20 protein-coding genes and 2 pseudogenes are annotated in these 19,786 nt (G+C 72.6%); 16 read left to right on the forward strand and 6 right to left on the reverse strand.

Going from position 1 to position 19,786, the window contains the following annotated elements; genetic code table 11:
- The first annotated feature begins 478 nt into the window (after positions 1 to 478).
- Positions 479 to 742, forward strand: a complete 264-nt coding sequence (locus ABD374_RS08820; RefSeq protein WP_344493184.1) for a hypothetical protein — start codon at positions 479 to 481, stop codon at positions 740 to 742.
- A 28-nt stretch (positions 743 to 770) separates the two neighbouring features.
- Here ABD374_RS08820 and ABD374_RS08825 read toward each other — a convergent pair whose 3' ends face one another.
- On the reverse strand, positions 771 to 1,973 hold the full coding sequence (locus ABD374_RS08825) for a CaiB/BaiF CoA transferase family protein (RefSeq protein ID WP_344493186.1): 1,203 nt from the start codon (positions 1,971 to 1,973) through the stop codon (positions 771 to 773).
- A 453-nt stretch (positions 1,974 to 2,426) separates the two neighbouring features.
- Here ABD374_RS08825 and ABD374_RS08830 point away from each other — a divergent pair, with 453 nt between their 5' ends.
- On the forward strand, positions 2,427 to 2,693 hold the full coding sequence (locus tag ABD374_RS08830; RefSeq protein WP_344493188.1) for a hypothetical protein: 267 nt from the start codon (positions 2,427 to 2,429) through the stop codon (positions 2,691 to 2,693).
- Between the two features lie 86 nt (positions 2,694 to 2,779).
- Here the strand turns inward: ABD374_RS08830 and ABD374_RS08835 are convergent, their stop codons facing one another.
- From ABD374_RS08835 to hmgA, 3 genes are read right to left on the reverse strand one after another with little or no spacing between them, the layout of a single operon-like run.
- Positions 2,780 to 3,994, reverse strand: a complete 1,215-nt coding sequence (locus tag ABD374_RS08835; protein ID WP_344493189.1) for a type ISP restriction/modification enzyme — start codon at positions 3,992 to 3,994, stop codon at positions 2,780 to 2,782.
- 30 nt (positions 3,995 to 4,024) lie between these two features.
- Positions 4,025 to 4,774: a GntR family transcriptional regulator gene (locus ABD374_RS08840; protein ID WP_344493190.1), complete on the reverse strand. Its 750-nt coding sequence runs from the start codon at positions 4,772 to 4,774 to the stop codon at positions 4,025 to 4,027.
- 30 nt (positions 4,775 to 4,804) lie between these two features.
- The gene (gene hmgA / locus ABD374_RS08845) at positions 4,805 to 6,133 is read right to left on the reverse strand and encodes a homogentisate 1,2-dioxygenase (protein ID WP_344493192.1); all 1,329 of its coding nucleotides are present in this window, start codon (positions 6,131 to 6,133) and stop codon (positions 4,805 to 4,807) included.
- Positions 6,134 to 6,249: 116 nt separating this feature from the next.
- On the opposite strand from hmgA, the gene ABD374_RS08850 reads away from it, so the two are divergent.
- From ABD374_RS08850 to ABD374_RS08880, 7 genes are all read left to right on the forward strand, one after another.
- A complete protein-coding gene (locus tag ABD374_RS08850) occupies positions 6,250 to 6,858 on the forward strand; it encodes a TetR/AcrR family transcriptional regulator (RefSeq protein ID WP_344493194.1) in 609 nt (202 codons plus the stop codon).
- A gap of 96 nt (positions 6,859 to 6,954) precedes the next feature.
- Positions 6,955 to 9,180, forward strand: a complete 2,226-nt coding sequence (locus ABD374_RS08855) for a molybdopterin oxidoreductase family protein (protein WP_344493196.1) — start codon at positions 6,955 to 6,957, stop codon at positions 9,178 to 9,180.
- Between the two features lie 121 nt (positions 9,181 to 9,301).
- On the forward strand, positions 9,302 to 10,711 hold the full coding sequence (locus ABD374_RS08860; protein ID WP_344493198.1) for a CitMHS family transporter: 1,410 nt from the start codon (positions 9,302 to 9,304) through the stop codon (positions 10,709 to 10,711).
- A complete protein-coding gene (locus ABD374_RS08865; RefSeq protein WP_344493200.1) occupies positions 10,711 to 11,934 on the forward strand; it encodes an MFS transporter in 1,224 nt (407 codons plus the stop codon). The genes ABD374_RS08860 and ABD374_RS08865 overlap by 1 nt, the downstream gene beginning before the upstream one ends.
- A 181-nt stretch (positions 11,935 to 12,115) precedes the next feature.
- Entirely contained in the window at positions 12,116 to 12,748 is a 633-nt protein-coding gene (locus ABD374_RS08870) for a hypothetical protein (RefSeq protein WP_344493202.1), read from the forward strand.
- 49 nt (positions 12,749 to 12,797) lie between these two features.
- Entirely contained in the window at positions 12,798 to 13,526 is a 729-nt protein-coding gene (locus tag ABD374_RS08875; protein WP_344493435.1) for a class F sortase, read from the forward strand.
- Between the two features lie 110 nt (positions 13,527 to 13,636).
- Positions 13,637 to 14,095 carry a DUF3574 domain-containing protein gene (locus ABD374_RS08880; protein WP_344493204.1) on the forward strand — a complete coding sequence of 153 codons (459 nt, stop codon included), beginning with the start codon at positions 13,637 to 13,639 and terminating at the stop codon, positions 14,093 to 14,095.
- A gap of 9 nt (positions 14,096 to 14,104) precedes the next feature.
- Here ABD374_RS08880 and ABD374_RS08885 read toward each other — a convergent pair whose 3' ends face one another.
- On the reverse strand, positions 14,105 to 14,365 hold the full coding sequence (locus ABD374_RS08885; protein WP_344493437.1) for an ATP-binding protein: 261 nt from the start codon (positions 14,363 to 14,365) through the stop codon (positions 14,105 to 14,107).
- Between the two features lie 4 nt (positions 14,366 to 14,369).
- On the opposite strand from ABD374_RS08885, the pseudogene ABD374_RS08890 reads away from it, so the two are divergent.
- The 5 genes and pseudogenes from ABD374_RS08890 to ABD374_RS08910 all read left to right on the forward strand — a co-directional run.
- A pseudogene (locus tag ABD374_RS08890) lies at positions 14,370 to 14,573 on the forward strand (Scr1 family TA system antitoxin-like transcriptional regulator); the annotation flags it as partial.
- The gene (locus tag ABD374_RS08895; RefSeq protein WP_344493206.1) at positions 14,570 to 14,815 is read left to right on the forward strand and encodes a DUF397 domain-containing protein; all 246 of its coding nucleotides are present in this window, start codon (positions 14,570 to 14,572) and stop codon (positions 14,813 to 14,815) included. The pseudogene ABD374_RS08890 and the gene ABD374_RS08895, both read left to right, overlap by 4 nt.
- The gene (locus ABD374_RS08900; protein WP_344493208.1) at positions 14,815 to 15,726 is read left to right on the forward strand and encodes a helix-turn-helix domain-containing protein; all 912 of its coding nucleotides are present in this window, start codon (positions 14,815 to 14,817) and stop codon (positions 15,724 to 15,726) included. The genes ABD374_RS08895 and ABD374_RS08900 overlap by 1 nt, the downstream gene beginning before the upstream one ends.
- A 57-nt stretch (positions 15,727 to 15,783) precedes the next feature.
- Entirely contained in the window at positions 15,784 to 16,599 is an 816-nt protein-coding gene (locus tag ABD374_RS08905) for a dioxygenase family protein (protein WP_344493210.1), read from the forward strand.
- An 86-nt stretch (positions 16,600 to 16,685) separates the two neighbouring features.
- Positions 16,686 to 16,913, forward strand: a pseudogene (locus tag ABD374_RS08910) (aldehyde dehydrogenase family protein); the annotation flags it as partial.
- Positions 16,914 to 16,958: 45 nt separating this feature from the next.
- Here ABD374_RS08910 and ABD374_RS08915 read toward each other — a convergent pair.
- Positions 16,959 to 17,120, reverse strand: coding sequence for a carbohydrate-binding protein (locus tag ABD374_RS08915; RefSeq protein ID WP_344493211.1), 162 nt, complete (start codon positions 17,118 to 17,120; stop codon positions 16,959 to 16,961).
- A 137-nt stretch (positions 17,121 to 17,257) separates the two neighbouring features.
- On the opposite strand from ABD374_RS08915, the gene ABD374_RS08920 reads away from it, so the two are divergent.
- The gene (locus ABD374_RS08920) at positions 17,258 to 18,652 is read left to right on the forward strand and encodes an aldehyde dehydrogenase family protein (RefSeq protein ID WP_344493212.1); all 1,395 of its coding nucleotides are present in this window, start codon (positions 17,258 to 17,260) and stop codon (positions 18,650 to 18,652) included.
- Between the two features lie 19 nt (positions 18,653 to 18,671).
- A complete protein-coding gene (locus ABD374_RS08925) occupies positions 18,672 to 19,760 on the forward strand; it encodes a Zn-dependent alcohol dehydrogenase (protein WP_344493214.1) in 1,089 nt (362 codons plus the stop codon).
- Positions 19,761 to 19,786: the final 26 nt, after the last annotated feature.

A 19,786-nucleotide genomic window follows, 5' to 3' on the forward strand; every position in this document is an offset into this window, starting at 1 on the left:
CCGCACCGGGTCCCTGGCCTCCACGCGGATCCCGTCGTGAAGGGCTCCGCCCACCCGGTGCGCCGCTCGGCGTGCTCCACCTGTTTCGCCCTCCCCTCGGCCGGGTCGCGGCCGGCGGTGGACGTCGCCGCCTTCGCCCCGGGCGGCGGGCGGTAACGGCCCGCCGCCCGCCGCTCGTCGTCCGGCTGTTCGCTCGCCGACGAGCCCCCTGTCCGCGGCGGAGCGTCATCACGACGGAAACCCGTCGAAGCCGGCTCAACTCAAGTCATGGGCAGCGTTTTTGGGCCTCAGTCCGCCCGTCCGAGGGGGCATGGTGCGTAAACTGTCCAACTCGCCCTGGAATCAGATGTATTCGGAGAGTGATCGTCAACACCCGTACTACGGTGGTGAATCACAGGGGCGGGATACATGTGTGCCCTGGCGGGGGGATAGGGTTAACCTGCCCGGGCCGGGTGCCCTCGTACGGGTGGGGAGTGACATGGAACAGATAACGGTGCGCAGCAGGCCTCGAGTGCCTGCGATCACATGCGGGAGCGGTGCGACCAGCTCGCGCCTCGACCGCCATCTCGCGGTGCTCGGCGGACCAGCCGTACCGCTCGGCGAGGCGGCGGAGGCGACACTGCTGATGCGCGAGCTCACATCACGTGATGTCGCGCACTCGCGGACGGGCAGGGGCGCGCGCGTCTCGCTCTTCGCCCCGCTGCGGCGGCTGCGTCGCTCGCTCTTCGGCAGCCGCCACTGACCCGGGCGGACCGGATTCACGGACGCGCTCAGGCGACCACACCGTCCCGGCGCAGCGCTGACACCTGTACGTCCGTCATCCCCAGGCCGTGCAGCAGCGCGTCGGTGTGTTCGCCGAGCGCGGGAACCGGACCCATCAGCGGGTCCGCCCCGCCCGGCATCGTGATCGGCGGCAGCATCGCCCGCAGCGGCCCCGCCGGTGAACCGATCTCCCGCCAGCGGTCTCGCGCCGCCAACTGCGGATGCGCCGCCACGTCGGCCACCGTGTTCAGCCGGGCGCAGGCGATCCCGGCCGCATCCAGCGCCGCGATCGCCTCCGGCGCGCTCATCACTCCCAGCGCCTCCGCGACCACCGTGTCCGTCTTGACCCGGTTGCGCGTACGGGCGGTGTTGGTGGCGAAGGCGGGATCGTCCGCCAGCTCCGGCCGCCGGAGCACCCGCTCGGCCAGGCGCCGCCACTCCCGGTCGTTCTGCACCGACAGCAGCACCTGGCCGCCGTCCGCCGTCGGGTAGGCGTCGTACGGCGAGATGACGGCGTGCGCGACCCCGGTGCGCGCCGGCGCCCCGCCCCCGTGCATCCCGTGGTGCAGCGGATGCCCCATCCACTCGCCGAGCGCCTCCAGCATCGAGACCTCGACCGGCCCGCCGAGCCCGGTCGTCCCGCGCCGCAGCAGCGCGGCCAGAACCCCGGAGAACGCGTACATCGCCGCCGCGATGTCGGCCGCCGGAATCCCCGCCTTGACGGGCTGCTCGGGCGTGCCGGTGACGGACACCAGCCCCGCCTCGCACTGGACGAGCATGTCGTACGCCCGCTTGTCGGCGTACGGGCCGTCGGGGCCGTACCCGGAGATGTCGACGGCGACCAGGCGCGGGTGCGCGGCGCACAGGGCCGCGGCGTCCAGGCCGAGCCGCGCCGCCGCGCCGTTCGCGAGGTTCTGCACGAACACATCGGCTCCGGCGACGAGCCGGCGCACCACGTCCAGGCCGCGTGGGTCCTTCAGGTCCACGGCGAGGGACTCCTTGCCGCGGTTGCACCACACGAAGTGCGAGGCGAGGCCGCGCGCGGCGGTGTCGTAGCCCCGGGCGAAGTCGCCGCCGTCCGGGCGCTCGATCTTGATGACGCGGGCGCCGAGATCGGCGAGCTGGCGGGTGGCGAAGGGCGCCGACACGGCTTGCTCGACGGCGACGACGGTGATGCCCTCCAGGGGGAGGGTCTGGGGCTGAGTGCTCATGACAGCACTGACTATCGTGTACGTAACACCTTTGTCACTCGGACACGTTGGCGGAAAACCCGCCGGGGGCGGCGCGCGAACCGGCCGCCTCGTACAACAACCGGCAGCGGGCCGCCGTCCGGGGCCGGAGGCCGCCGCTCACCGTCCGCTCCTCGCGTACCTGCGGACGGTGAGCGGCGCGAAGACCGCGAGCGGCACCGGCGACCAGGCGGCCGCCCCCGTGGCGCGGGCGTTCGCGGAGGACGCCGGGCCGGTCGGTTTGGACGGCGCGTTCGGGCGGATGCTGGAACGCGTGGTGAGCGGCTTCGTGTGGCGGAGGACCCCCGTCCGGGCCGCCGCCGCTGTTCCCGGTGCCCCCGCCCGGGGCGAATTCCTGGCCCCGACCGGCCCGTCGCCCGGCCCTGCCGCTACGCTCACCGGATATTTTGAACGCGTTCAAAGGGGGAACGGGTCATGCCTGAACCGATCGTGCCCGGCCGAACCGACACGCCCGCCGTCGCGCTGGGCCCCACCGCGCTGGTCCTCGGCGTCCTCTCCGCGCTCTGGCCATGGGTGCCCGTGTTCCCCCTGGCGCTCCTCGCCGGACCCCTCGCCGTCGTCTTCGGAGTGGCGGGCATGCACCACGCCGGCCAGGGCGTCGGACGTATGGGGACCGCGGCCGCCGGAACCGCCCTCGGCGCGGCCGGATTCGTCGGAGTGTTCTTCCTCTTCGTGCCCTGACGTCCGTGCCCCAGCGCCAGGGCACGGGCCGTCGCCGGGCTCTCGCGACGCCCTCGGCGCACCGGGCGGGCGCCCGCCGCGCTGTCCTAGAGCAGCGCGAACTGGCCCTCCGGGCCCTCCTCCTGGTGGTCCAGGACCGACGCCGGGCGCCGCGCCGCGTCCGGCACCGGCAGCACCCCCGTTTCCGCCAGCTCGTCGCGGGTGATCCGCTTGCCCTCCCGCAACTCCTCCCGGCCCGCGTCCAGCTGGGCCAGCAGCGTCAGGACCGTGATCAGTTCCAGCAGGTCGGACGTCCACTCCCTGGGCCACGCCGAAGGGCGGATCGCCTCCAGCGTGCCCGGTTCGCCCACCGCCGTACGCCGCTCGAACCACAGCTCCAGCACCCGCACCCCGCCCGCGTGAAAGTCCCAGGCCGCCGCCGGTACGGGCGACACGCGCCCCTCCCCGAGGTGCAGCACCTCCGCCTCCGCGTCGTACCGCAGTGCGCCGGGCCACGCCGTGACCGCCGACCGGACGTACGGGCGCCGGCCGCCCGGCAGCCGGGGACGCTCCCCGCCCCGCGCACCGCGCACCCGCACCGCCGTCATCCGCCGCCCCAGCCCGACCCCCGCCGCCCAGACCTCCGCCGAGGCCGGCAGCGGCACCACCGCCCCCGCCGGTGACGCCTCCGCCGCCGCGACCGCCCACGCCAGCACGTCCCCGGCCGCGACCTCGTGCCCGTACCGCCCGCTCAGCAGCTGCAACAGCCCCGGCGCCAGGTTCGGTTCGCGGCCGCCGGGGCGGCGGTACAGCGGGCGGATGCGTCCGGGGCGGCCGGCGGGGGAGCGGCCGTCCGGCAGCAGGGCGCCGACCAGCAGCGCGGGTCCGGCCGCCGGACCGGGCGCGTACCCCTGCTCCACGGCGAAGAGCTGGTGCGATGCGTCGGCCACCCGCCACAGCTCCGGCCGGGCGGCGTCGATCAGCCGGTGGTCCGGGATCAGCCACTGCTCGTCGAAGGGGCCGTGCAGGACGCGCACCGGTTCAGGGCAGGGCCCGCTCTCCCGCGCGAGCCGGCCCGTACCGGTCCGCTGCCCCGGCAGCGCGGCCACCGCACTGCGCGTCGTGCGCGCCCGGGTGGCACCGAACAGCTCCTCGCGCCGGGCGCCTTCGGCCCGTACCAGCGCGTCCCAGCGGGCCCGCAGCGTACGCCGGTCCGGCGCCAGCACCCAGTCGCGGCCCAGCCGCGGAGGCGCCACCGACCAGGGCATGAGTTCACCGAGCAACGGGGCAGCGTCCGGGACCCCGGACCGCGTCGCAGTCATGCGGGCATGGTAGCCACGGCGGCCGGCCGGTCAGTGCGCGTCCACCGTCACCGAGAAGGAGAAGCGGTCGCCCCGGTACCGGATACGGGCCACGTCCACGACCCGCCCCTCCCGGTCGTACGTCACACCCGTGTAGTGCAGGATCGGACTGAGCAGCGGGACCTGGAGGAGGCCGGCCGTCTCGGGGTCCGCGAGCCGCGCCTCGACGGTGTCCGTGATCTTGCTGATGCGTACGCCCACCGCGTCGCGCAGCACCTTCGTCATCGGCCAGCGTTCGAGATCGGCCAGGTCGATGCCGGCGGCGACCTCCGGGCGCACCGCGTTCTCCGCCCAGTTGGTCGGCTCGCCGCTCTCCCCGTCGCTGCGCAGCCGACGGTAGGTGATCACCTCGTCCGTGTCCGGGAAGTGCTCGACGAGGTCCCCGGGCACGGGCGTGGGCCCGTGCCCCAGGATCGTCGTCAGCTCCCCGGACTGCTGGGCCACGATCGCGTCGATCGAGCCGAGCAGCCGGCGCGGGGCGCCGCGCCGGGCGCCCGGCTCGATGAACGTGCCGCGCCGCCGGTGCCTGCTGATCAGGCCCTCGGCCTCCAGCTCCTTGAGGGCCTGGCGCATGGTGAGCACGCTCACGCCGTAGTGCGCGGCGAGCTGCTCCTCGGTGGGCAGCCGCAGCGCCGCGTCGGGCGTGCGGCCCAGTATGGAGGCGCGCAGGGACTGCGAGACCTGGTACCAGAGCGGCAGCTTCCGGTTCAGGACCAGCGAGTCGGGGGCGAATGCGGTCACGGGCTCATGTCTCCGTAGGCACGGTTCGTACTACGACCTGAAGTGGCGTTGCAGACCTTGCCACACGTCGTCGTACGCCGTCTGGAGGTGGTCGGCGGTCGCCGCCTGCGCGGTCGCCGTGACCGGCCAGCGCGTCTCGAACATGAAGGCCAGGCCGTCGTCGATCTTCTGCGGCTTCAGCTCGGCGGCGCTCGCCCGGTCGAAGGTCTCGCGGTCGGGCCCGTGCGCCGACATCATGTTGTGGAGCGAGCCGCCGCCCGGCACGAAACCCCCCTTTCCGGCGGTCTTCGCGTCGTACGCGCCCTCGATCAGGCCCATGTACTCGCTCATCACGTTGCGGTGGAAGTACGGCGGCCGGAAGGTGTCCTCGCCGACCAGCCAGCGCGGCGCGAAGACGACGAAGTCGACGCCCGCCAGGCCCGGGGTGTCGGACGGCGAGGTGAGGACCGTGAAGACCGACGGGTCCGGGTGGTCGTAGCTGATGGAGCCGATGACGTTGAAGCGCCGCAGGTCGTAGACGTACGGGACGTGGTTGCCGTGCCAGGCGACGACATCGAGGGGTGAGTGGTCGTACGTCGCCGACCAGAGGTTGCCGCAGAACTTGTTGACGACTTCGACCGGGCCCTCGGTGTCCTCGTACGCCGCCGCCGGAGCGAGGAAGTCGCGGGCGTTGGCCAGGCCGTTGGCGCCGATCGGGCCGAGGTCGGGGAGCTGGAAGGGCTGCCCGTAGTTCTCGCAGACGTAGCCGCGGGCGCTCTCGTCCAGCAGTTCCACGCGGAAGCGCACCCCGCGCGGGATCAGCGCGATGTGCCCGGGCTCGCAGCGCAGCAGGCCGAACTCGGTGCGCAGGAGCAGGCCGCCGCGCTCCGGAACGATCAGCAGCTCGCCGTCCGCGTCGCTGAACACCCGTTCCGTCATGGCGGAGTTGGCGTGGTAGAGGTGGATCGCCATGCCGGTGCGCTGCGTCGCGTCGCCGTTGCCGCCCACCGTCCACAGGCCGGCCAGGAAGTCGGTGCCGGGCGCGGGCTCGGGCAGCGGGTCCCAGCGCAGCCGGTTCGGGTCGGGGACGGTCTCGGTGAAGGGCGCGCCGCGCACGTGGCCGTTGTCGGTGCGTACGAACGGCGGGTGGGCCGCCGACGGCCTGATCCGGTACAGCCACGAGCGGCGGTTGTGGGCGCGCGGCTCGGTGAAGGCCGATCCGCTCAGCTGCTCGGCGTACAGGCCGAGGGGTGCGCGCTGGGGCGAGTTGCGGCCGTGCGGCAGCGCGCCGGGGATCGCCTCGGAGCTGTGTTCGTTGCCGAAGCCCGAGGAGTGGGCCAGTCCCTCGGCCGTTTTTCTCGCCTGCTCGATGCCGCTCATCGTCCGCTCCCGTGGTGCCGAAGGATACCTGCGTGAATCCTATGGTCGACAGTAGGATTCGAGGGCGTGCCCGTCAACGGGTGCCGTGCCCGCGGGACTGTCGGCATCATGGGCCCGTGCCCCCGACGAACTCGCTCCGCAGACCCCCCGTACAGCAGCGCAGTGCCGACCGGCTCGCCCGGATACTGGACGCCTGTGCCCAGCTCCTCGACGAAGTGGGCTACGAACGGCTGAGTACCCGGGCCGTCGCCGCCCGCGCGGGCGTGCCCATCGGCTCCGTCTACCGCTTCTTCACCGACAAGCGTGCCCTGGCCGACGCGCTGGCCCTGCGCAACCTCGACCGTTACGCCGAGCGGATCAGCGGCCGGATCTCCGCCCTGCCGGGGGAGGACTGGCGCGGCGCCATCGACGCCGTGCTCGACGAGTACATCGCCATGAAGCGCACCGCCCCCGGCTTCGCCCTCGTCGACTTCGGCGTCCAGGTCCCGGTCGGCGAACCGGGCGCCGACATCGACCACCGCGTCACCGACCGCCTGACCGACCTGCTCTGCGCCCACCTCGGCCGCACCCCGGACGCCGCCCTGCGCCGGACGGTCCTGGTCGCCGTCGAGGCCGCCGACGCCCTCCTCCAACTGGCCTTCCGGGTCCGGCCGTCGGGTGATCCGGACCTCATCGGCGAGACCCGGGCCGTCCTGCACGCCTACCTGGCCAAGACCTTCGACTGATCTCCGCCGGTCCGGCCCTCCCCGCCGTGCCTACCGGTCGGTATGCTCGGCTGTGCTCCCGTGCCCCGTGCCACCGTCGCCGCCCCTGGAGGGCCCATGCCCGGTCAAGACGAAGCCGCAGCATCCCGCACCGCCCTGCGCATCTGCCCGCTCTGCGAAGCCACCTGCGGCCTGACCCTCACCATCGAGGGCACCACGGTCACCGGAGCGCGCGGCGACCGTGACGACGTCTTCAGCCACGGCTTCGTCTGCCCCAAGGGCGCCGCCTTCGCGGACCTCGACGCCGACCCCGACCGGCTCACCGGGCCCCTCGTCCGCGAGGACGGCGTCCTGCGGGAAGCCACCTGGAGCGAGGCGTTCGACCTCGTCGCCGCCCGGCTGCGGCCGCTGGTCGAGGCGTACGGGCCGAACTCCGTCGGCGTCGTGCTCGGCAACCCCAACGTCCACACCATGGCCGGCGCCCTCTACCCGCCCCTCCTCCTCTCCCTGCTGCGCACCCGCAGCCTCTTCACCGCCAGTACCGTCGACCAGATGCCCAAGCACGTGTCCAGCGGGCTGCTCTTCGGCGACCCGTTCGCCATCCCGGTGCCCGACCTGGACCGGACCGACCATCTGCTGCTCCTCGGCGCCAACCCCCTCGATTCCAACGGCAGCCTGTGCACCGCCCCCGACTTCCCCGGCAGGCTCAAGGCGCTGCGCCGCCGCGGCGGCACGCTCGTCGTCGTCGACCCGCGCCGCACCCGCACCGCGCGGCTCGCCGACCGGCACGTCCCCATCAGGCCCGGTACGGACGCGCTGCTGCTCGCCGCGCTGGCCCAGGTCCTCTTCGAGGAGAAGCTGACGGACCTGGGAGAGCTGGGGGAGTGGACCGAAGGGCTGTCCGAAGTGCGGGAAGCCGTAAGGGACTTCACGCCCGAGGCGGTGTCGGCGGCCTGCGACGTCCCCGCCGACGAGATCCGCCTGCTGGCCCGGGGGCTCGCCGCCGCGCCCACCGCCGCGGTGTACGGCCGGGTCGGCAGCTCCACCGTCGAGTTCGGCACCCTGGCCAACTGGCTCGTCGACGTACTGAACATCCTCACCGGCAACCTCGACCGCCCCGGCGGCGCCCTCTTCCCGCTCTCCGCCACCGCCCCCGCGCCCCGCCCCGCCGGACCCGGCAGGGGGTTCGCGCTCGGCCGCTGGAAGAGCCGGGCCGGCGGCCACCCGGAGGCCAAGGGCGAACTGCCGCTGGCCGCACTGGCCGAGGAGATCGACACCCCGGGGGAGGGGCGGGTGCGCGCGCTGGTCACCATCGCCGCCAACCCCGTGCTCTCCGCGCCCGACGGGCTCCGCCTCGACCGTGCCCTGAGCGGGCACCTCGACTTCATGGTCAGCGTCGATCCGTACCTCAACGAGACCTCGCGCCACGCCGATGTCGTCCTGCCCCCGCCGCCGCCGTCCCAAAGCGCGCACTTCGACTTCGCCTTCAACGGCTTCGCCGTGCGCAACCAGGTGCGCTACACCCCGGCCGCCGTCCCCCTGGAGGACGGGCGGATGGACGAGAGCGAGATCCACGCCCGGCTGATCCTCGCGGTCAGCGGCATGCACGGCGCCGATCCGGCGTCCGTCGACGACCTCGTCATCGAGCGCGCCCTCGCCAAGGCCGTCGCCACCCCCCACTCGCCCGTCCACGGCGACGACCCCGAACGGCTCGCCGCCGCACTCACCGGGCGCGGCGGACCCGAGCGCCGCCTCGACATGATGCTGCGCCTGGGCCCGTACGACCTCGTACTGGACGATCTCCTCGCCCACCCGCACGGCATCGACCTCGGTCCGCTGCGGCCGCGCCTTCCGCAGGTCCTCAAGACCCCCAGCGGGAAGGTCGAGCTGCTGCCCGCGCCCCTCGCCGCCGACCTGCCCCGGCTGCGGCGCGCGCTCGGCGAGCGGCCCGCCGGGCTCGTGCTCGTCGGCCGCCGCCACCTGCGGTCCAACAACAGCTGGATGCACAACATCGCGAGGCTCAACGGCGGCAGCAACCGCTGCACGCTCCAGGTCCACCCCGACGACGCGGCGCGGCTCGGTCTCACCGACGGGGCGCCCGCCCGCATCAGCGCCGAGGGGGGCGCGCTGGAGGCCGTGGTGGAGGTGACGGACACGGTACGCACCGGAGTGGTGAGCCTGCCGCACGGTTGGGGACACGACCGGGAAGGCGCCCGCACCGCGGTCGCCGCCGCCACCCCCGGCGTCAACGTCAACCAACTGCTCGACGGGAGCCGACTCGACCCGCTGTCCGGCACAGCGGTGCTCAACGGATTCCCCGTCGACGTAGCGCCCATATCGTGACCTGGGGTTTTGCGCTTATTGCTCGCACGTCAACATCTTGTTAACGCGTCGCAGCGGGACCTAACGTCGACGAACCGCCTGGTCTGGTGGAAGTCCAAGGGCGAACGTGAGGTATCCCAACATGCTGACCATCCTCGGCTTCGTCATGATCGCGACCTTCCTGGTCCTGATCATGACGAAGAAGATGTCACCGATCGCGGCGCTGGTACTGATCCCGGCACTCTTCTGCGTGTTCGTCGGACAGGGCGCCGAGCTCGGGGACTACGTCCTCGAGGGCGTCGGCAATCTCGCGCCCACGGCGGCGATGCTGATGTTCGCCATCGTGTACTTCGGCGTGATGATCGACGTCGGACTCTTCGACCCGATCGTGCGCGGCATCCTGCGCTTCTGCAAGGCCGACCCGATGCGGATCGTGGTGGGCACGGCCCTGCTCGCCGCGATCGTCTCGCTCGACGGCGACGGCTCGACCACCTTCATGATCACGGTCTCGGCGATGTACCCGCTGTACAAGCGGCTGGGGATGAGCCTGGTCGTGATGACCGGCGTCGCCGCCACCGCGAACGGTGTCATGAACACCCTCCCCTGGGGCGGGCCGACCGCCCGCGCCGCCACCGCGCTGAAGCTGGACGCGGCCGACATCTTCGTGCCGATGATCCCGGCGCTCGGCGCGGGCCTGGTCTTCGTCTTCGTCCTGGCGTACGTGCTGGGCCGGCGGGAGCGCAAGCGGCTGGGGTACCTCACGCTGGACGAGGCGGTCCAGGTGGAGGCGGACGCCGAGGTCCTGGTCACGGCCGGCGCCGGTGGCGAGGAGCCCCGCAGGAGCACCGGCGGCACGGGGGACGCCGCCGACGCGGACACCGGTCCCGCGTACTCCGCCGACGGCGACGGCTTCCAGGGGCTCGACCCCCACCGCGCCACCCTGCGCCCCGGTCTCTACTGGTTCAACGCCGGGCTCACCGTCGCGCTGCTCACCGCGATGATCATGCAGCTGATGCCGATCCCGGTGCTCTTCCTCATCGGCGCGGCCCTCGCCCTCACGGTCAACTACCCGAACATGGCCGACCAGAAGGCCCGTATCGCCGCCCACGCCGACAACGTCCTCAACGTCTCCGGCATGGTCTTCGCCGCCGCCGTCTTCACCGGTGTGCTCACCGGCACCGGCATGGTCAAGCACATGGCCGACTGGCTCGTCGGCGCGATCCCCGAGGGCATGGGCCCGCACATGGCGATCGTCACCGGTCTGCTCAGCCTCCCGCTGACCTACTTCATGTCGAACGACGGCTTCTACTTCGGCGTCCTGCCCGTACTCGCCGAAGCGGGCGCGGCGCACGGCGTCTCGCCGCTGGAGATCGCCCGCGCGTCCCTCGTCGGCCAGGCCCTGCACATGTCCAGCCCGCTCGTGCCCGCCGTGTACGTCCTGGTCGGCATGGCCAAGGTCGAGTTCGGCGACCACACCAGGTTCACCGTCAAATGGGCCGCGCTCACCTCGCTGGTGGTGCTCGGCGCCGGAATCCTCTTCGGCATCATCTGATGCGTGGCCGGGGGTGGTTGCTGCGCCTCGTCATCGCCTTCGGCTTCGCGCAGGCGGCGGTGTCGATGGCGCGCCCGGCCGTCTCGTACCGGGCCCTCGCCCTGGGCGCGGACGAGCGCGCGATCGGTGTGATCGCGGGCGTGTACGCGCTGCTGCCCCTGTTCGCCGCCGTACCGCTGGGGCGCCGGACGGACCACGGGCGGTGCGCCCCCCTCCTGCCCGTCGGCGTCCTCCTGATCGCGGGCGGCTGCGCGGCCGGCGGCACGGCGAACTCCCTTGCGGCGATGGCCGCCTGGAGCGGTGTGATGGGCCTGGGGCACCTGTGCTTCGTCATCGGCGCCCAGTCGATCGTCGCCCGCCAGTCCGCCCCGGCCGAACAGGACCGCGACTTCGGCCACTTCACCATCGGCGCCTCCCTCGGCCAGCTCGCCGGCCCCGTCGCCGCCGGGCTGCTGGTCGACGGGCACGAGGGCGCGACGGCCCGCACCAGCGCCCTCGCCCTGACCGTCGCGGCGGGCGTCGCGGCGGTCTCGCTCACCTCGCTCTGGCGGATCGAACACCGGGCGGAGCGCGTGGAGGGTGCGGACCACGCCAAAGTGCCCGTCCACCGCATCCTGCGTACCCGCGGCGTACCGGCCGGGATCTTCATCAGCCTCGCCGTGCTCTCCGCGACCGACATCCTCACCGCGTACCTCCCGGTCATCGGCGAACACCGGGGGATCCCGCCCTCGGTCGTCGGCCTGCTGCTGAGCCTGCGGGCCGCGGCGACGATCGCCTGCCGGCTGGTGATGACGCCGATGATCCGGCTGCTCGGCCGCACCGCGCTGCTGACCGTCACCTGCCTGCTGGCCGGGCTGCTGTGCGTGGGCGTGGCGCTGCCGGTGCCGGTGTGGGGCATGGCGCCGACGCTGGCCGCCCTCGGGTTCTGCCTGGGGGCGGGCCAGCCCCTGTCGATGACGACGGTGGTCCGGGCGGCCCCGCCGGAAGCGCGTTCGACGGCGCTCGCGCTGCGGCTGACCGGCAACCGTCTGGGCCAGGTCGCGGCACCCGTGTCGGCGGGCCTGGTCGCCGGTGCGGCGGGCACGGCGGCCCCGTTCGCGATGCTGGCGGTCCTGCTCCTGGGCGCCTCGGCCCTGGCGGTACGCGACAGGGGCCCCCGCCCCGCGGAACGGGCCGCCGACGCGCCCGCCGCGCCCGCGCCCCGCCGTACCCCCGCGACGTAGGAGGCCCCGCGGGGGTGCGGACGCCCCGGGTCCCCCGGGCGGCAGACGGTTCCTGTCGGCCAGTCAGGTTACATCTGACGATTTCTCAGCGTTTCGCCGCTTCTTCACGCCCGATATGTGACATCTAATCAGGCGATCGAGTGATCAGTACGACAATCATCTCGGCTTGAAGGAGCCCCGCATGACCACCTCGGCATCTCTCCGCTCCCACGGTGTCCGTTCGGGCACGGCCGCCCTCGCCACGCTCGCTCTCGCAGGGGTGTCCCTGTGGGGCGCGTCGGCAGCTCTCGCCGTGCCCGGTGACAGCGGAGAAATCAAGATCCACAAGGCTGGAACCAGCTTCTCCGACACCAAGGACCACTACGAGGTCTGCACGTTCAACCTGGCCGCGTCCAACTTCGAGACGGTGCAGCTGGTCAACTGGACGGTCACCCCTCCGCAGCCGAAGGCGCCCGCCGAGCCCATCCTGACGGGTGGCATCGTCATGGTGAAGGGCGAGGGGCACACGGCGGACTTCTCGCTCCCGAACGGGCACTACCAGCTCAACTGGACGTTCCCGGGCGGCGTCTCCAAGCAGAAGATCTTCAAGGTCGACTGCGCCAAGAACGACGACAAGGCCGTGGAGAAGGCCACCGAGAAGCCCGCCCCGCGCGGCCCCGTCCCCGCGGGCGGCGGCGGGGCCTCGGGCACGGGTACCGGGACCGAAGCCGGTTCGTCGAGCGCCGTGGCCCCCGCGCTGGTCGCGGGTGCCGCCGGGGTGGCCGGGCTGATCTTCGTCCGACGGGCCCGCCGCCGCGCCCATGGCGCCGCGTAACACCCCCTACAGCCGTCGGCGCGGACCGAGCCGGGGCTGCCGCCTGGCGATGACGGCGGCCGCGACGGTGTCGTTGGTGACCGGTGTCGTCCGGGGGTGCGGCGATACGCCCCCCGACGCCCCGGTCGCCGCCGCTCACGACACGGCCGCCAAGAACCCGGCGCCGAAACCGAGTTCACCGAGTCCGGAGCCGCCGGTGTCCACGCCGGCGGCTCCGACGCCGACGCCGACGGAGACCCGGCCGGCCGCGACATCCGTGGCGCCCAGGCCGACACCTACGCCGACACCGGTCCTGGCGTCGCATCCGCCGCTGCCGCCCTCTCCCGTCGTGAGGGTGGCCGTGCCCGCCCTCACCATCGAGGCGCCCGTCATCGGCCTCGGGCTCGACCCGGACGGCCGCCTGGCGACCCCGCAGGTGGACGACCCCCGCCTGGTCGGCTGGTACAAGGACGGCCCGACCCCCGGGGAGGCCGGGACCTCCCTGCTCGTCGGCCACCGGGACACCCGGACCGGCCCGGCCATCTTCCTGAACCTGAACGCACTCGACCCCGGCGACGTCATCAACGTCGCACGGGAGGACCGCCGGACCGCGGTGTTCACCGTCGACGCCGTGCGGACGTACAAGAAGGACGCCTTCCCCGACACGGAGGTGTACGGCAACAAGACCGGCCGCCCGGAGCTGCGGGTGCTGACCTGCGGCGGGAGCTTCGACAAGAAGACCGGCTACGGCTCCAACGTCGTCGTTTTCGCCCACCTCACGGACGTGAAGTACGCCTGACGGCTCCGGTCCCCGCGGTACGGGAAAGCCCCTCGATCCGGTCGTCTGTCACCGGCCCGGTCGGGGGGCTTTCCCGTACCGCGGATTCCGACCGACCGAAGGGTTCCACCGTGCCACTCCGGATCACACCCGCCCGCCTGGCCACCACCTGCGCGGGCGTACTCCTCGCCGTCGGCGCCCCCGCCGCGTACGCCACGTTCGGCGAGGAGGCCCCGCCGTCCCGAGCCGCCGCCCGGGGCGAGGCGTACGTGGAAACGCGGCTGTTCTTCGGGACCGGGCGGCCCGACGGCGGCCCGGACGTCACCGACCGGCAGTTCGCGGACTTCGTCGACCGGCACGTGACGGGCAGCTTTCCCGACGGCCTCACCGTGCAGGACGGCTGGGGGCAGTGGCGGGACGCCGGCGGCACGATCGAGCGCGAGCGTTCGTACGAGCTGATCCTCCTCTACCCGGCGTCGCAGGCGAAGGCCCGGGACCCGCACATCGAGCGGGTCCGCGACGCCTACAGGCGCGCCTACGCCCAGGAGTCCGTGGCCCGTCTCGACGATCCGGTCCGCGCCGGCTTCTGATCCTCCGGTTCACGGCCGGAGCGTCGCCCACACCGTCTTGCCGACCTGTCGTCCGGTGACGCCCCACGTGTCGGCCAGCGCCTCTACGAGCAGCAGGCCGCGCCCTGCCTCCGACTCGGCGGGCGGGGCGAGCGGCGGCGGCGCGGGCAGCCGCCGTTCCGCGCGCGCGTCGGTGACCTCGATGCGCAGGAGGCCCACGGCGTCGAGCGTGAGCCGCAGTTCGAAGTCGCGGCCGGGGACGCGACCGTGAGTGACGGCGTTCGCGGCCAGCTCGGCGAGTCTGGATGGGCCGGCGCAACTGCTGGAGACGCCGGACGGGCGGCGACTCGCCTACTCCGAAGGGCAGAAGAACGGCCGGTTGATCGCTGACCCGAAAGAGGTAGCCGTACTTCTTCGACGGTATGCAACACTGCGCTCGCAGACCCTCTCGCCCAAGGACTCCAGGGGCCTGCTGGAGCGAATGCGAGGAGCGCTATGAGCACCACTGAACTCGCCTGGTTCAAGAGCAGTTACAGCGGAACGCAGGGAGACGACTGCGTCGAAGTCGCCCTGTCCTGGCACAAGTCCAGCTACAGCGGGACCGAGGGCGACAGCTGCGTCGAGGTAGCCGCCTGCCCCGGCACCGTCCACGTCCGCGACTCCAAGGACAAGTCCGGCCCTGTCCTCGCCCTCCCGCCCCGCGCCTGGGCGGACTTCCTCGCGCTCGCCGCGCGAGGCTGATGGACGACGGTCCCGTACCACTGCACCGGCTGGAGGTGCCCGCACCCCACCTCCTGCCGTTCGCCATCGGGTCCTTCGACACCATCGGGCCGCTCTCACGAGCGGGGTTCCCGCACCGGCACACCTTCTACGAGATCGTTCACGTGACGGGCGGGACGGGCGCCCACGTCATCGATCTGTCCCGGTGGGAACTGCGCCCTCCGCACCTGTGCTTCGTCGTGCCCGGACAGGTGCATTACTGGGAGGACGTCTCGGATCTCCAAGGCGTGGTCATCCTCTTCACCGACGACTTCCTCCTCGATCACCCGGCCGACCGTGACGTCCTGCGCATGCTCGGCGAACGGCCCTGGCTCAGTCTTTCCCGCGCCGACATGGCCGACCTCGCCCCACTCGTCGCGGACATGGAGCGTGAATACGCCCTCGGGCGCCCGCAGTTCGCCGCCGTACTGCGCGCCTTCCTTCACGTACTGATCCTCCGCGCCGCCCGCATGTCCGGGCCCGGCGGTGACGGCGATGGTCCCGGCAGCCCGCGACGGGCGGATGCCGTGGCGCAGGAATTCGTACGGTTGCTGGCCGGCCCGGGGTCCGGCGTCCGGTCGGTGCGGTCCTGGGCCTCGCAGATGGGGGTGACCGTCGGGTACCTCAACGAGGTCGTCAAACACGTCACCGGCCGCACCCCGGGGCAGCTCGTCCGGCAGACCAGGACCCACGAGGCGAAGCGGCTGCTCGCGCTGACCGACTTGACCGTACGGCAGGTGGCGGGGGAGGTCGGTTTCTCCGATCCCGCGTACTTCTGCCGGTACTTCCGGCGGGAGACGGGCCTCAGCCCCAGCGAGTTCCGGCGGGGCAGCGGTGCTTTGCACCACGACTACCGCATTCCGTCCATCGACCACCCCCGGCCGCCTGCGTAACTTCGGATCACATCCCCGATCGCATCCGATCCGAAGATCTCCTCAAGGAGTCCGTCGATGGACCACGACAATCACCTCAGCCGCAAGACCGTACTGAAAGCCGCCCTCGCGGCCGGCGCCTCGGTGCCGATCGCGATGGCCGGCGTACCGGCGCTCGCGCGGACCGCGCGCGACAGCGGCGGTTCACCCGTCTTCACCCCGGCCTGCGACGACGGGGACGACCCGACCCCCGCGCAGACCGAGGGGCCTTACTTCAAGCCGAACTCGCCGCGCCGCACCTCACTGGTCGACGCGAGCACCCAGGGCACCCGGCTGACCGTCACCGGCTTCGTCTTCGGGGCGGCCTGTCGGCCGATCGCGAACGTTCTGCTGGACTTCTGGCAGGCGGACACCAATGGAGCGTACGACAACAGCGGCTACCGGTTGAGGGGTCACCAGTTCACCGACGCCCAGGGGGCGTTCTCGCTGACCACCATCGTGCCGGGGCTGTATCCGGGGCGTACCCGCCACATCCATGTGAAGGCGCAGGCGCCCAACCGTCCGGTACTGACGACCCAGCTGTACTTTCCGGGTGAGCCGCGCAACAGCACCGACACGATCTTCGACCCCGAGCTGCTGATGACGGTCCGGGCGAACGGCCCGGCGCGCGAGGCGAGCTACGACTTCGTACTGAACGTGCCGCAGTCGCCGGGGCCCGGCGACCCGTCCGACCCGACCGATCCGCCGACCGGCGGCGCCTGGAAGGCGGGTGCGGCGTACCGGGCCGGTGACCGGGCCGCCTACGGGGGCCGTTCCTACGCCTGTCTGCAGGCGCACACCGCACAGGCGGGCTGGGAGCCGCCGAACGCGCCGGCGCTCTGGCGGGCGCAGTAGGCTGCCGAGGCCCCTGGCGCCCGGAAACTGACAGCGCCGGTTCGGAGCGTGGGCGTGGGCGCCACCGCCGGCCCTGGAGGAATGCGATGAAGCCCCGTGGCGCGATGTGCATCGGCGGCCAGTGGCGGAAAGTCTCGGGCCAGGACATGATCGCGGTCGTGAACCCGGTCGATGGGCAGGTCATCGGCCACGTACCGGCCGGCACCGCCGAGGACGTCGACGCGGTCGTACGCGTCGCGCGCGATGCCTTCCCCCTCCGGCTCCGGGCGTGGGATCCGCCCGCCGAGCGCGCCGCGAAGATCGCCGGCCCGCGCCCGGGCGGACTTCCCCGCCCCCGCCGCGCGCGGCGGCCACGGCGGCTAGTCGGTGTGCTTCTGCCACATCTTGACGGTCGTCTTCGGGTTGGACGCGGAGTTCGACGTGTGCGCCACCAGGCAGCGATACTGCTTGCCCAGGTGCGCGACACGGTCGTTCGCCGCGTAGTGCCGATTGACTTTCCATTCCGAGAACCCGGCTGCCATGTGACGACGTCCTTTCATCGGACCGGCTCGCTGCCGACCCCCGTGCATCGTCCCATGGCGCCGGGACCCCTGGCGCCCAAAAACTAACAGCGCTAGTTTGGGGTGTGGACGCCGAACGCCACCCCTGGAGGAATGCGATGAAGCCCCACGACGCGATGTACATAGGCGGCCAGTGGCAGAAAGCCGCAGGCCAGGACACGATCGCGGTCGTGAACCCGGCCGACGAGCAGGTCATCGGCCACGTACCGGCCGGCACCGCCGAGGACGTCGACGCGGCCGTACGCGCCGCACGCGACGCCTTCCCCCTCTGGGCGCAGACCCCGCCCGCCGAGCGGGCCGCGAAGATCGCCGCGCTGCGTGACGTGCTGGTGGCCCGCAAGGACGAGATCGCCGAGACGGTCACCGCCGAGCTGGGCGCGCCGCTCGGCTTCTCGCAGACGGTGCACGCGGGCGTGCCGATCCTGGTCGCCGGTTCGTACGCCGAGCTGGCCGCGACGTACTCCTTCGAGGAGAAGGTCGGGAACTCCACCGTCTTCCTGGAGCCGGTGGGCGTGGTCGGCGCGATCACGCCGTGGAACTATCCGCTGCACCAGATCGTTGCCAAGGTGGCCCCCGCCCTCGCGGCCGGCTGCACGGTCGTCCTCAAGCCCGCCGAGGACACCCCGCTGACCGCCCAGCTCTTCGCCGAGGCCGTGGACGAGTCCGGCCTCCCCGCCGGTGTCTTCAACCTGGTCACCGGCCTCGGACCGGTCGCCGGGCAGGCGCTCGCCGAGCACGAGGGCGTCGACCTCGTCTCCTTCACCGGGTCCACCGCCGTCGGCAAGCGGATCGGCGCGACGGCGGGCGCCGCCGTCAAGCGCGTCGCGCTGGAGCTGGGCGGCAAGTCGGCCAACGTCATCCTGCCGGGCGCGGACCTGGCCAAGGCGGTCGGCGTCGGCGTCGCCAACGTCATGGGCAACTCCGGCCAGACGTGCAGCGCCTGGACCCGGATGCTGGTCCACGAGGACCAGTACGACGAGGCCGTGGCCACCGCTGCCGCCGCCGTCGCGAAGTACACCGTCGGCGACCGCGTCGGCCCGCTGGTCAACGCCAAGCAGCAGGCGCGCGTGCGCGGCTACATCGAGAAGGGCGTCGAAGAGGGAGCGCGCATCGTCGCGGGCGGCCCCGAGGCCCCGCTCGACACGGGTTACTACGTCGCCCCGACCGTCTTCGCGGACGTCACCCCGGACATGACCATCGCCCAGGAGGAGATCTTCGGACCGGTCGTCTCCCTCCTGAAGTACGCCGACGAGGACGAGGCCCTGCGGATCGCCAACGGGACCGTCTACGGTCTCGCCGGCGCCGTCTGGGCGGCCGACGACGCGGAGGCCGTCGCCTTCGCCCGCCGCATGGACACCGGCCAGGTCGACATCAACGGCGGACGCTTCAACCCGCTCGCCCCCTTCGGCGGCTACAAGCAGTCGGGCGTCGGCCGCGAGCTGGGATCGCACGGCCTCTCCGAGTACCTCCAGACCAAGTCCCTCCAGTTCTGATCCGGGAGCAACGCACACCATGGCCCGCGTCCGTGCCGCAGTCCTGTCCGCCGTCGGTGCTCCGCTGGAGATCACCGACATCGAGCTACCGGAGACCGGTCCCGGCCGGGTGCGGGTCCGGCTCGCCGCCGCCGGGGTCTGTCACTCCGACCTCTCCCTGACCAACGGCACCATGCGCGTGCCGGTCCCCGCCGTACTCGGCCACGAGGGCGCCGGCACCGTCGTCTCCGTCGGCGAGGGCGTCACGCACGTCGCCCCCGGCGACCCGGTCGTCCTCAACTGGGCGCCCTCCTGCGGCAGCTGCCACCACTGCTCCATCGGCGAGGTGTGGCTGTGCGCCGACGCCCTGTCCGGCGCCGGTGCCGTCCACGCCCGTACCGCCGACGGCACCGACCTCCACCCCGGCCTGAACGTCGCGGCGTTCGCCGAGGAGACCGTCGTCGCCGCGAACTGTGTCCTGCCGGTCCCCGACGGCATCCCGCTCACCGACGCGGCGCTGCTCGGGTGCGCGGTCCTCACGGGGTACGGAGCCGTCCACCACAGCGCGCGGGTCCGCGAGGGCGAGTCGGTCGCCGTCTTCGGCGTCGGCGGGGTCGGCCTCGCCGTCCTCCAGTCCGCCCGGATCGCCGGGGCCGGGCGGATCGTCGCCGTCGACGTCTCCCCGGAGAAGGAGGAGCTGGCGCGGGCTGCCGGGGCCACCGACTTCGTCGTCGCCTCGGAGACCACCGCGAAGGAGATCCGCAAGCTGACCGGCGCCGCGCAGGGCGTCGACGTCGCGATCGAGTGCGTGGGACGGGCCGTCACCATCCGCACGGCCTGGGAATCGACCCGCCGCGGCGGGCGCACCACGGTCGTCGGCATCGGCGGCAAGGACCAGCAGGTCACCTTCAACGCCCTGGAGATCTTCCACTTCGGCCGCACGCTCTCGGGCTGCGTCTACGGGAACTCCGACCCGGTGCGCGATCTGCCCGTACTGGCCGGCCACATCCGCGCCGGCCGCCTCGACCTGAGCAGCATGGTCACCGAACGGATCGGACTCGACGGCATTCCCGCCGCGTTCGACAACATGCTGGCGGGCAAGGGGGGCCGCGCCCTGATCGTTTTCTAAAGCCTCTGAAGCCAAAGCCTCTGAAG

The sequence above is a fragment of the Streptomyces enissocaesilis genome, from assembly GCF_039533765.1.
GTDB classification, from domain to species: Bacteria; Actinomycetota; Actinomycetes; order Streptomycetales; family Streptomycetaceae; genus Streptomyces; species Streptomyces enissocaesilis.

Coding starts and splice junctions, on each gene's coding strand:
- ABD374_RS08820 (WP_344493184.1), top strand. CDS start 479: ATGGAACAGATAACGGTGCGCAGCAGGCCTCGAGTGCCTGCGATCACA.
- ABD374_RS08825 (WP_344493186.1), bottom strand. CDS start 1,973: ATGAGCACTCAGCCCCAGACCCTCCCCCTGGAGGGCATCACCGTCGTC.
- ABD374_RS08830 (WP_344493188.1), top strand. CDS start 2,427: ATGCCTGAACCGATCGTGCCCGGCCGAACCGACACGCCCGCCGTCGCG.
- ABD374_RS08835 (WP_344493189.1), bottom strand. CDS start 3,994: ATGACTGCGACGCGGTCCGGGGTCCCGGACGCTGCCCCGTTGCTCGGT.
- hmgA (WP_344493192.1), bottom strand. CDS start 6,133: ATGAGCGGCATCGAGCAGGCGAGAAAAACGGCCGAGGGACTGGCCCAC.
- ABD374_RS08855 (WP_344493196.1), top strand. CDS start 6,955: ATGCCCGGTCAAGACGAAGCCGCAGCATCCCGCACCGCCCTGCGCATC.
- ABD374_RS08860 (WP_344493198.1), top strand. CDS start 9,302: ATGCTGACCATCCTCGGCTTCGTCATGATCGCGACCTTCCTGGTCCTG.
- ABD374_RS08865 (WP_344493200.1), top strand. CDS start 10,711: ATGCGTGGCCGGGGGTGGTTGCTGCGCCTCGTCATCGCCTTCGGCTTC.
- ABD374_RS08870 (WP_344493202.1), top strand. CDS start 12,116: ATGACCACCTCGGCATCTCTCCGCTCCCACGGTGTCCGTTCGGGCACG.
- ABD374_RS08875 (WP_344493435.1), top strand. CDS start 12,798: ATGACGGCGGCCGCGACGGTGTCGTTGGTGACCGGTGTCGTCCGGGGG.
- ABD374_RS08895 (WP_344493206.1), top strand. CDS start 14,570: ATGAGCACCACTGAACTCGCCTGGTTCAAGAGCAGTTACAGCGGAACG.
- ABD374_RS08900 (WP_344493208.1), top strand. CDS start 14,815: ATGGACGACGGTCCCGTACCACTGCACCGGCTGGAGGTGCCCGCACCC.
- ABD374_RS08905 (WP_344493210.1), top strand. CDS start 15,784: ATGGACCACGACAATCACCTCAGCCGCAAGACCGTACTGAAAGCCGCC.
- ABD374_RS08915 (WP_344493211.1), bottom strand. CDS start 17,120: ATGGCAGCCGGGTTCTCGGAATGGAAAGTCAATCGGCACTACGCGGCG.
- ABD374_RS08920 (WP_344493212.1), top strand. CDS start 17,258: ATGAAGCCCCACGACGCGATGTACATAGGCGGCCAGTGGCAGAAAGCC.
- ABD374_RS08925 (WP_344493214.1), top strand. CDS start 18,672: ATGGCCCGCGTCCGTGCCGCAGTCCTGTCCGCCGTCGGTGCTCCGCTG.